This window comes from Thiocapsa sp., from assembly GCF_022340925.1.
Lineage (GTDB): Bacteria > Pseudomonadota > Gammaproteobacteria > Chromatiales > Chromatiaceae > Thiocapsa.
In genome coordinates this window covers 19,162-29,955 of record NZ_JAJDNA010000022.1, presented here as the reverse complement: position 1 = coordinate 29,955, position 10,794 = coordinate 19,162, and the positions used below count along the sequence as shown (strand labels likewise).

General features: G+C 65.1%; 9 protein-coding genes and 1 pseudogene. 4 read left to right on the top strand and 6 right to left on the bottom strand.

The window, feature by feature from the left end; genetic code table 11:
- Positions 1-195: pseudogene (locus LJE61_RS03310) on the bottom strand (SDR family oxidoreductase); the annotation flags it as partial.
- A 292-nt stretch (positions 196-487) separates the two neighbouring features.
- Between LJE61_RS03310 and LJE61_RS03305 the strand changes: the two are divergent.
- On the top strand, positions 488-1,546 hold the full coding sequence (locus tag LJE61_RS03305) for a CDP-6-deoxy-delta-3,4-glucoseen reductase (protein ID WP_296910802.1): 1,059 nt from the start codon (positions 488-490) through the stop codon (positions 1,544-1,546).
- Between the two features lie 145 nt (positions 1,547-1,691).
- Positions 1,692-2,309, top strand: coding sequence for a hypothetical protein (locus LJE61_RS03300; RefSeq protein ID WP_296910766.1), 618 nt, complete (start codon positions 1,692-1,694; stop codon positions 2,307-2,309).
- 64 nt (positions 2,310-2,373) lie between these two features.
- Here the strand turns inward: LJE61_RS03300 and LJE61_RS03295 are convergent, their stop codons facing one another.
- The 3 genes from LJE61_RS03295 to LJE61_RS03285 form a co-directional block, all read right to left on the bottom strand.
- On the bottom strand, positions 2,374-3,141 hold the full coding sequence (locus LJE61_RS03295) for a uroporphyrinogen-III synthase (RefSeq protein WP_296910804.1): 768 nt from the start codon (positions 3,139-3,141) through the stop codon (positions 2,374-2,376).
- Positions 3,141-4,067 (bottom strand): hydroxymethylbilane synthase, encoded by a 927-nt coding sequence (hemC, locus tag LJE61_RS03290; RefSeq protein WP_296917411.1) that lies wholly within the window; start codon positions 4,065-4,067, stop codon positions 3,141-3,143. Before hemC ends, LJE61_RS03295 begins: the two co-directional genes overlap by 1 nt.
- Before the next feature lie 195 nt (positions 4,068-4,262).
- Positions 4,263-4,511, bottom strand: a complete 249-nt coding sequence (locus LJE61_RS03285) for a hypothetical protein (RefSeq protein ID WP_296910770.1) — start codon at positions 4,509-4,511, stop codon at positions 4,263-4,265.
- A gap of 160 nt (positions 4,512-4,671) precedes the next feature.
- Here LJE61_RS03285 and LJE61_RS03280 point away from each other — a divergent pair, with 160 nt between their 5' ends.
- Complete coding sequence (locus LJE61_RS03280; protein WP_296917410.1) at positions 4,672-7,530, top strand: 2-oxoglutarate dehydrogenase E1 component; 2,859 nt, start codon at positions 4,672-4,674, stop codon at positions 7,528-7,530.
- Positions 7,527-8,759, top strand: a complete 1,233-nt coding sequence (gene odhB / locus LJE61_RS03275; protein ID WP_296917409.1) for a 2-oxoglutarate dehydrogenase complex dihydrolipoyllysine-residue succinyltransferase — start codon at positions 7,527-7,529, stop codon at positions 8,757-8,759. Before LJE61_RS03280 ends, odhB begins: the two co-directional genes overlap by 4 nt.
- A gap of 314 nt (positions 8,760-9,073) precedes the next feature.
- Here the strand turns inward: odhB and LJE61_RS03270 are convergent, their stop codons facing one another.
- Both LJE61_RS03270 and LJE61_RS03265 read right to left on the bottom strand, forming a co-directional pair.
- Positions 9,074-9,757, bottom strand: a complete 684-nt coding sequence (locus tag LJE61_RS03270) for a YfdX family protein (protein ID WP_296910776.1) — start codon at positions 9,755-9,757, stop codon at positions 9,074-9,076.
- Positions 9,758-10,132: 375 nt separating this feature from the next.
- Positions 10,133-10,786: a flavin prenyltransferase UbiX gene (locus LJE61_RS03265; protein ID WP_296910790.1), complete on the bottom strand. Its 654-nt coding sequence runs from the start codon at positions 10,784-10,786 to the stop codon at positions 10,133-10,135.
- Positions 10,787-10,794 lie beyond the last annotated feature (8 nt).

Below are 10,794 nucleotides of genomic sequence, written 5' to 3'. Positions count from 1 at the left end.
GCCAGCAAACGTCAGATCCGAGAGGTCGTCGGTCGCAAGGTCCCTCCGGACGGGGCGAACCCCTGCCTGCGTCAAACGCGCGCTGCTCCCGCCGGTGCGAACCAGACCGGTCACGGACCGGCCCTGCTTCAAGCATTGGCGGGCGACACGCGTGCCCACATATCCGCAGCCGAGGACGAAGGTGTGCGTCATCATGACATACTGGTATCTGGGCGGTTGAGGCGACCTCCGATTGCCGCACGGGAGAAACCGTCGTACGGAGCCGTTTTCGCTTTAGCCGCTCGATGCGTCAAGGCCAAAAGGACGCGTTGAAGATTTCATCGCGTCCCGTGCGAGGCAGAAAGCCCGCCGATTTCCGCCGCGTAAGCGGCTGACAATAAAAGAAAGCGGAAACCGCGGTTTCGCTTTCCGCACTGATTGGCGGCCAGGATGGCCGATCAATCCGCTTCTCGTCACAGACACGTTTGATTAGATTGGAAGAGGTCTTATGAGTTTCAAGATTCGCACCGACCCCGGGGGACACACCTTCGTCGTCGACCCGGGTGAGACTGTGCTTGCCGCCGCCTTGCGCCAAGGCATCGGGCTGCCCTACGGTTGCCGTGACGGCAAATGCGGATCCTGCGCCGGGCGTCTGCTCGCGGGCCGGGTTGAGTATCCGAGCGGCCGGACCGAGGCGCTGGAGGGGCAACCGGCCGACACCTGCCTGACCTGCCAGGCGGTGCCCACGTCCGATCTGGTGCTCGGTGTTCGCGAGGTCGCCGGGGCAGCCCAGATCGAGGTGAAGACGCTGCCTTGCAGGGTGGTCAAGAAGGAGCGCCTCAGTCATGACGTCATGCGGCTCTACCTGAAGCTTCCGGAAAACCAGCGCCTGCAGTTTCTTGCGGGACAATACGTGGATTTCATCCTCCGAGATGGCCGCAGGCGGGCCTTCTCCATCGCCAATGCACCGCACGACGACATGGAGATCGAGCTCCACGTCCGCCACATCCCGGGCGGTGAGTTCACGCAGTACGTCTTCGAGGGCATGCCCGAGAAGACCATCCTCCGGATCCAGGGGCCGCTCGGAACCTTCGTGCTGGACGAAGGGTCCTCCCGCCCGATCATCATGATGGGGGGCGGCACCGGGTTTGCGCCGCTCAAAGGCATGATCGAGCACGCGATCCACATCGGACTCGACCGCCCGATCTGGCTTTACTGGGGTGTTCGCTCACGCCGAGACATCTATCTGCACGCCCTTCCCGAGCGCTGGGCGGACCGCTACCCGAGTCTCCGCTTCACCCCTGTCCTTTCGGAGCCGGATCCGGATTGGTCGGGGCGCCGCGGCCTCGTCCATGAGGCCGTGGTCGAGGACCACCCTGATCTCAGCGGCTTCGACGTCTATATGAGCGGTCCCCCCGCCATGGTCGAGGCCGCGCGGACCGCCTTCGAGGACGGCGGATTACCGCGCGATCGGATGTTTTCCGACGCCTTCGAATATGCCCGGGACGAGAAGCGGCCGGGCACGTCGGATCGGCCTGATGATGCCCAGGAGAGTCCGGCGGATTGAATCGCGAGGGACTCGTGGGCTTTAGACGCAGGCCACCGGACCGCCCCTGGGCGGGGGCTCGATCCGCACTTGTCCTGGGTGCTCCAATCAGGGCACACTGCCGCGCCCGAACCCATTACCAGCCGAGCCATCGGAACCTTAGCGTATGCGCCCAGTCCTTCATGCCGTCGCATGCGGTTTCATCGCCCTGATGACGGTCTCCTGCGCGCCCGGTCCGCTGAGCTCCACCTGGGTCGCCCCCGGGACTGCCCGATCGCAGTACCATGACCTGCTGGTCTTCGGGGTCGCCGCCAATCCGACCGTGCGCCGCGCCTACGAAGACAACTTTGTCAGCGCTCTCCAAGACATCGGCGTCAAGGCCATCGCATCGCACACCCTCATCCCGGACAAGCGCCTGCGGAGCTCCAAGGCGGTGCAGGAAGCGGTTGGGCGCTCGAGCGCCGACGGTGTGATCGTCACCTATCTGGCAGCCGAGGACACCGATCCCAGCTCGACGGGGACGCGCACGCATGTGCTCCCCAGCCTCTACGACCGCTTCTACCCGTATTACGGGCACGTCCTGGGCAAGGTCACGACTGCCGACTACTACGCCGACTATCGCGCACTGAGGCTGGAGACCAATCTTTACGACGCCGGACGGGCAACCCTGGTGTGGTCCGGTCGCTCGGATCCACTGGACCCCCAATCCGAAGAGACGAGGATCAGCGAGGTGATTGGCGCAGTCATCGATAAGCTCAAGGCCGAAGGCCTGCTTCCCCCATAGCGGGGATCGCGCGATCGGCGTCCCGACGCCTTTTCCAAGCCAGCCCGCGGGCAACGCGGCGGGCTCAGCCCTGGCTTGAGAGCGCGCACAACGCCTGAACGACGGCAGCATCCTCGGCACGCTCCGCCACCTGCACCCGGGCGAAACCCAGTTCGCGCGCCGTCACCGCCGTGCGATCCGCGACCACCACCAGGGGCGTGGCAAGCAGCCGGGAGCGTCCTTGCGGCCCCAGCATCTCCAAGAGGTTCAGCAACACCTCCTCACTCGTCGCGGTGACCATCGCGACAGATTGGGCCCACTGTGCCAAGAGCGGGGCCGGGTCGAAGTCGGGCCGCAGCCGCGAGTAGACCTCCGCATACGTCACGCGAGCGCCGCGTGCGCGCAGCGTGTCACCCAGCAGCGTGCGTCCGCCTTCTCCGCGGACGATCAGGATGCGAGAGCCCCACAGGTCGGCCAGCTCGGGCATCCGCAGCAGGCTCTCGCTGTCAAAACGCTGGTCCGGGACCAGATCGGGCGCCCTTCCCGAGCGGCTCAGTGCTTGCGCGGTCGCGCGCCCGACGGCCACGACCTGATGCGCCTGCTGCCAGGTCCCGTCCGCCACCAGGGCATTGGCCTGCTCGACCGCATTGCGGCTGACGAAGAACATGAAATCCCATGTTTCCGCCAGCAGGGCGGCGGCGCGGCGGGGATTCGCGGTGGGCACGATCTCGATGCTGGGCACGGCAAGCGCGCGCCCATTGGCGGCCTCGATCAACCGGCATAGGCCCGCTGCCTGCGCCGCCGGGCGGGTCACCAACACCCCCCTGCCGCCGAGGTCACAGGGTGAGCGCATCATGCCTCTTTCAGGGCATCCAGGATCTCTGCGGCGCCCTGTGCCAGCAGATCGTCGGCGACCCGTGTCCCGATGCGTTCCGGATCGTCACGCGGGCCCGCGGACTCGGCACGCAGGATGCGACTGCCATCCGGTGTCCCGACCAGCCCCTTGAGCCGCAGGCGGTCAGCCTCGATCGACGCGTGCCCGGCAATCGGCACCTGACAGCCGCCGTGCAGGCGCGCGTTCATCGCCCGCTCGGCCAACACCCTGTCTGCGGTATCGCGATGGTGCAAGGGCGCGATCAGGTCATTGATCCGCTGGTCGACGCTGCGACACTCGATCCCGATCGCGCCCTGTCCGATCGCCGGCAGACTCTCCTCGGGTTCGATGCGACCCCGAATGCGGGACTCGAAACCCAGTCGAATCAGTCCCGCGGCCGCCAGGATGATGGCATCGTACTCACCGGCGTCGAGCTTCGCGAGCCGAGTGTTCACGTTGCCGCGCAATGGCTCGATGCGAAGATCGGGGCGACGGTCGGCGATCTGACACTGGCGCCGCAGACTCGAGGTCCCGACACAGGCGCCGGCGGGCAATGCATCGAGGTTCGGGTATCGGCTCGATACGAAGGCATCCCGCGGGTCCTCTCGATCCATGATCACGGCCAAGTGAAGACCCTCAGGAAAATCCACCGGGACATCCTTCATAGAATGGACGGCGACATCGGCCTCACCATCCAGCATCCCCTGCTCGAGCTCTTTGACGAACAGACCCTTGCCGCCTACCTTCGCCAATGGCGCGTCCAAGAGCTTGTCGCCCTTGGTGGTCATTCCGACGATCTCGACCTCGAGTCCGCGATGCATCTCGCGGAGAAGCGCGGCCACATGCTCGGCCTGCCACATCGCCAATGGGGATTTTCGGGTCGCGATACGGATGATGTTCGACATGTTGAATCCAGGGGCAGTCAATAGAAGAACGCCGGCGCGAAGTCGAGCTTTGGACTGCAAAGGCGGCGAAGGGGTGCGATTGTGTCACAGCGGTCGGCCGGATTCGAACCGCCTGAACGACCGGGGAAGGAGCCTGCGCGGAGCCGGTTGCGTCCGGATCGGATCCGTGCAGATCGCCCCGCCCGGGCGCGGATCCTACCAAACGTCCGGGTGCTCCCGCTTGAGCTGGAGCGCCTCGGCCGACACTGTCTCGAGCAGCTGCTTGAAGGCCTTTCGCTGGGCGAGCTGGTTGGACGTCGTCGGTTCGCCGATCATCTCGAGACGCGCTTGGAAATAGGCGATGTCGGCCTCGAGGCGGGCGAGACACGTGCGCAGGCGTTTGCGCTCCCCCAACTCGGCCGAGAAGCCTTGACGCCACCCGGGATCGCCGCGCCTCTCGATCACGGCTCAGGAGACACCGAGCCGGGGGATCGGCGATGATGTGCGCCCGGCCGAACGGGGCAGCCCACGTTGAGGTCGCCGCTGCCTGCACAAGGCTTCGCGAGTTGTGTTATAAGCACCTATTATCCATACATAAATTGAAAACCGAGAAACAAGACCGAGCATGAGCGCGATCCTTGAGCTGTTCCGCAGTTCCGGCGCCCTGTATGGCGGTAACGCGGCGTTTATTGAAGATCTCTACGAACGTTACCTGAAAGACCCGGAGAGCGTCGACCTGAGATGGCGCGAACGCTTTCAAGCCATGCACCAGGAGGGCGCCAATGAGGTCGCCCACGGACCGGTCCGGGAGAATTTCCTGCGCCTTGCCCAAGAGAGCCGGTCGCGGGCCCGCACACGATCGACCGAGCGTCTCGAGCCGGCAGCCGCCGAGAAACAGGCGGCGGTTCTCTCCCTGATCAACGGCTACCGCTACCGTGGCCATCAGATCGCCGACCTCGACCCCATCAAGCTGCGCGACGCACCCAAGATCGCCGACCTGGACCCGGCCTACCATAACCTGGAGCCGGACGACATGGACCAAGTCTTTCACACGGGCTCGCTCTACGCGCCAGACCGCATGCCCTTGCGCGACATCATCGCGATGGTCGAGCAGATCTACTGCAGGACGGTCGGCTCCGAGTATATGCATATTACGGATACCCAGGAGAAACGCTGGATTCAGAAGCGCCTGGAGGGCTACCGGGCGACACCGGAGCTCGAGACGGCCGACCGGCGCTGGCTCTTGACCCTGCTGACCGCCGCCGAGGGGTTCGAGAAATATCTCCACCAGCGGTATGTCGGCCAGAAACGTTTCTCGCTCGAGGGCGGCGACGCACTCATCCCGCTCCTCGACGAGCTCATCCAGCGCGCCGGGCGAAAGGGGCAACAAGAGGTGGTCATCGGCATGGCCCATCGCGGGCGTCTGAGCGTGCTGACCAACATCTTCGGCAAACCGCCCCAGGACATCTTCGACGAGTTCGAGGGCCGGGTCCAGATGGACTGGCGCCAGATGGCAGGCGACGTCAAATACCACATGGGGTTTTCCACCGACATCGACACGCCCGGCGGGATCGTCCATCTGGCGCTGGGCTTCAACCCTTCGCATCTGGAGATCATCGACCCGGTAATCGAAGGCTCGGTGCGGGCTCGCCAGCGCCGACGCCACGATCGTAAGGGTGATCGGGTCCTGCCCGTGCTGATCCACGGCGATGCCGCCTTCGCCGGTCAGGGCGTGGTGATGGAGACGCTGCAGCTCTCACAGACACGAAGCTACGCGACCGGCGGCACGGTGCACATCGTCATCAACAATCAGATCGGCTTCACCACCAGCAATCCGCTGGACACCCGCTCGACGCTCTACTGCACCGACGTGGCCAAGATGGTCCAGGCACCGGTCTTTCATGTCAACGGCGACGACCCGGAGGCCGCAGTCTTCGTCACCCGGATGGCGCTCGACTTCCGCAACCAGTTCCACAAGGACGTCATCATCGACCTGATCTGTTATCGCCGACTCGGCCACAACGAGGCCGATGAGCCATCGGTCACCCAGCCGATGATGTACAAGAAGATCCGCCAGCACCCGACCCCGCGAGCCGTCTATGCCGACAGGCTCATCTCAGACGGCATCCTCTCTAAGGAAGAGGCGGAGGCCATGATCGTCGATTACCGCGACTCGATCGAGCATGGGGTCGTCGTCGCGCGGCCGGTGCTCTGCGGGCTCGACCACGGCTATCGGGTCGACTGGGGGTTCTGTCGCGGCACCAACTGGGACCAGAACGTCGACACGGGCGTCCCGGTCGAGAAGCTGCGCGAGCTCACCGAGGCCCTGCTGCGCGTCCCCGAGGGTTTCGAGCTCCACCCGCGGGTCGAGAAGCTCTGGGACGAACGACGTAAGATGGCCCAGGGAGACCAGCTGCTGAACTGGGGATTCGCCGAAAACCTCGCGTATGCCAGCCTACTGGAGGCCGGCGTTCCGGTGCGCCTCTCCGGCCAGGATACAGGGCGTGGGACCTTCTTCCATCGCCATGCCAAGATCCACGACCAGGCGAGCGGGGAGGCCTACACGCCCTTGCAGCATCTCGGGGAGCATCAGGGCGCCTTCATCGCGATCGACTCCATCCTGTCCGAGGCGGCCGTGCTGGCCTATGAATACGGTTTCGCGACCGCCGAGCCCAGCGCCCTGACGATCTGGGAGGCCCAGTTCGGCGACTTCGCCAATGGCGCGCAGGTCGTGATCGACCAGTTCATCACCTCCGCCGGCACCAAGTGGGGGCTCTGCTGCGGACTGGTCATGCTGCTGCCGCACGGACTCGAGGGCCAAGGCGCTGAGCACTCCTCCGCCCGCATCGAGCGCTTTCTGCAGCTCTGCGCCGAGCACAACATCCAGGTCTGCGTGCCCACCACGCCCGCGCAGATGTTCCACCTCCTGCGCCGCCAGATGGTCCGCGACTACCGCAAGCCTCTGATCGTCATGACGCCGAAGAGCCTGCTTCGCCATCGCCTTGCGGTCTCGACACTCGACGAGCTCGGGGCCGGACAGTTCTGCCCGGTCATCGGCGAGATCGATCCGATCGACCCCGCCCAGACGGAACGGGTCATCTTCTGCTGCGGGAAGGTCTATTACGATCTTCTGGAGGCACGACGCACCCGCGGACTGACGAACGTCGCGCTCATCCGCGTCGAGCAGCTCTATCCCTTCCCGAAAGACCAGTTCGCCGCGGCGCTGGAGCCCTATGGCGCCACCGAAGAAATCATCTGGTGTCAGGAAGAGCCGCAAAACCAGGGGGCCTGGGACCAGATCAAGCATCGCTTTCACGAGCTGATCCAGGACGGCAAGCGGCCGCTTTACGTCGGTCGTCCAGCGTCTGCGGCGCCGGCCGTCGGTCACCGCTCCGCCCACGTCGAGCAGCAGGAGCGCCTGATCGACGAGGCCCTGACCGGGCGCTTCAACCCAAGCATGAACAAAAGGATCCCTCCTCAATGAGCAGCGAAGTCCGCGTACCCGCCCTCCCCGAGTCGGTCGCCGATGCCACGGTCGCGGCCTGGCACAAACACCCCGGCGACGCCGTCAAGCGGGAGGAGAACCTGGTCGATCTGGAGACCGACAAGGTGGTGCTGGAGGTGCCCGCGCCGATCGACGGCATCCTCGGTGAAATCCTGGCCAAAGAGGGCGACGTGGTGCAATCCGATGCGATACTGGCATTGGTCGAGGCAGGCACGACAGAGAAGCCTGTGGCCGGGCGCCAAGGGCCCGCCGCTACTCCCGAGGCGATAGAGCCGGCGGCAGAGACCGCCTCCGAGAACGCTCCGCTCGTCGCGCCCGCCGCGCGGCGCCTGGTCAAGGAGCTGAATCTCGATCCCCGGGAGATCCGCGGGACAGGTCGGGACGGACGGATCCAGAAGGCCGACGTCGTTGCCTACCTCGATGCGCGCGAGGAGGAGACCCCCACGAAGAATCCGGAGATCGTGCCGGCACCGCCGCCGCCCGCCCCGAGCCTCACCGGCGAGGCCGGCCGCCCCGAGCAGCGGGTGCCCATGACGCGCCTGCGCGCCCGTATCGCCGAGCGTCTGGTCCAGGCCCAGCAGAACGCGGCCATGCTGACCACGTTCAACGAGGTCGATCTCAAGGCGGTCATCGAGCTGCGGAGCCGTTACAAGGGTCAGTTCGAGAAGACCCATGGGGTCCGGCTCGGCTTCATGTCCTTCTTCGTGAAGGCATCGGTGGAAGCACTGCAGCGCTTCCCGGTCGTCAACGCCTCGGTCGATGGCGATGACATCATCTATCACGGCTACTACGACATCGGGATCGCGGTCAGCTCACCCCGCGGCCTGGTGGTCCCGATCCTGCGCAACTGCGACCAGCTCACGATGGCCGACATCGAGCAGGGCATCGTGGACTTCGGCCAGAAGGCGAAAGACGGCAATCTGAGCTACGAGGAGCTGACAGGCGGGACCTTCTCGATCACCAACGGCGGGGTCTTCGGCTCACTGCTCTCCACGCCGATCCTCAACCCACCACAAAGTGCGATCCTTGGGATGCACAAGATCCAGGAGCGCCCGGTCGCCGAGGATGGGCAGATCAAGGTCGCGCCCATGATGTACCTCGCCCTGACCTATGACCACCGCATCATCGACGGGCGCGACGGGGTGCAATTCCTCGTGACCATCAAGGAGACCCTGGAGGATCCCGCGCGGCTTCTGTTGCGCATCTAACCGAGCCGGGGCGCCTCGCCCCGGACGACAGGCATGCATGCCCCACACCGATTCTGAATGAGATTCTGAGGCCACCCGCAGGACGATGTGGAGCACGGCGCTGACCATCGTCGGCTCACTCGAATGCGAGCCGAAGCGAAAACCGGAGCAGATCGTGGCGGACGCCGGAAAGAGCGGAATAGGGGCGGGGGGTCGTGGAGGGTCTTTGAGGTGCGTCGCTGATGAAGGTGGGGCGCGCAGCGCCCCCGTTACAGTTGATGATTCGACCTCGTACGACGATGCGGAATGGTGAGACCCGACGTCCGCGCATCCCCTCAGCTTTTCCCCTTGGGCTCGGGCACGGCGTCGATCGCAAAGGTCTCGATGACCACCGCGTCTTCAACCGCCTTCAGCGCGAGGTTGGCCTCGTAGTATTTCCCCTCGCCAATCAACTTTGCGGCATCGTCGATGTGGTCCTTGGCGAACTTCACGGGAATGAGGCCGGCGGTAACCGCAACGTCGATCTCACCGAGCTTCAGCACCTCCATGGCCTCCTTCTTTTCGCCCTTTCGCAGGTGCTTGTTGGCCTTCTGAATGTGCTCGGCCTGCTCCGCGCTCGGCTCCAAGGTATCCATCACCGTCAAGCTCGCGTCGAACGGGATGTAACTGTCCTCCATCGGTGGCGCCTTGGTGTCGAGCGCGTACCTCTCCGCATCCTGGGCGGCCATCGCCACCCGCGCGACGGACGCGTCGACATAGGTCCGCGCCTGGTCCGGGAGGCCGTTGAAGATGGCAAGCCGCGCACTGCGCAGGTCACGCATGGTCAGCAGCGCGTCTTCCGATACCTTCACGAAGTCCTTCTCTGCCGCATCGTCGGCTGCCTTCTCAGCGGTGGGAGCCGACGTGCTCGCGGGCGCATCGGCATCGTCCGCAGCGTAGACTGCGACCATGCCCGAGTCGAACATCCCCGTGGACAGGACCGAAACGATCGCTGCCGCTAACAGTCGTTGCCTGATCATTGTTGCGTCTCCTTGTGTGAGTTGCTGGTCAATGCAGCTGGCCGCGTCCCCGCCGGGGATCGAGACCACCTGGATGCCATCATGTGTCCGCTCGGCTCACACCGGCATGGACGCCGCGTGAACTTTCGTTCATGAACGTGTGCGTCCAGGCTCACGAAGACGCTGCGGCTTCTCGCGTGCGTTCCTGGTCCGCCTGCTGTTCGTGCTCAGCAGCTGCTGCGCAACACGCAGCGGGGCATTGATTGCGAACGATGGTGGCCAGCTCGTTCAATAGGGTCGAAAGCTATGGGCGGGGGAGCCATCGGGGAGCCGCTTGCTGGCCACCCTCTCAAGCGCCGCATCCGAGCGCGTTGCCGGCGCGATCCGCCGGCAGTGTCAAGACGGTGGTGTGCCAATGAAGGGCCCGGCCTCGCCCCAGCGTGGGACCAGGTCGTTGGCCACTCCGAGATGATCCAGGATGCGCGCCACCACGAAATCGACGATCTGATCCACCCGGTTGGGCTTGAAATAGAAACCGGGATTGGCCGGCATGATGACCGCCCCCGCCCGGGCAAGACGCAGCATATTCTCGAGATGTATCGCCGTGAAGGGGGTCTCGCGGATCACCAGGATCAGCTTGCGGGCCTCTTTGAGGGTCACATCCGCGGCGCGGTCGATCAGGCAGCTCGAGACACCTGCGGCGATGCTGGCCAGGGTGCCGGTCGTGCAGGGACAGATCACCATGGCGTCGGGAGGATTGGTGCCGCTCGCGACCGGCGCGGTCCACTGCCGTCGGCCGAACACCCGGAGTTGCCCCGGCCGCGCCCGGAAGTGACGGAGAAAAAACGACTCGGCCTCCGCCGGTCGCGAAGACACGTCGAGGTCTGCCTCCATCTTCAACACCACCTGGCCGGCTTGCGACACCAGCAGGTACACGCGCACCCCGGCCTCGAGCAGGCACTCAACCAGGCGCAAGCCGTATTGAGACCCGGACGCGCCGGTCAGCGCAACCGTGATGGTCCGTGGCCAGTCTCGACGCTGCTCGGCCATCTGGGCTC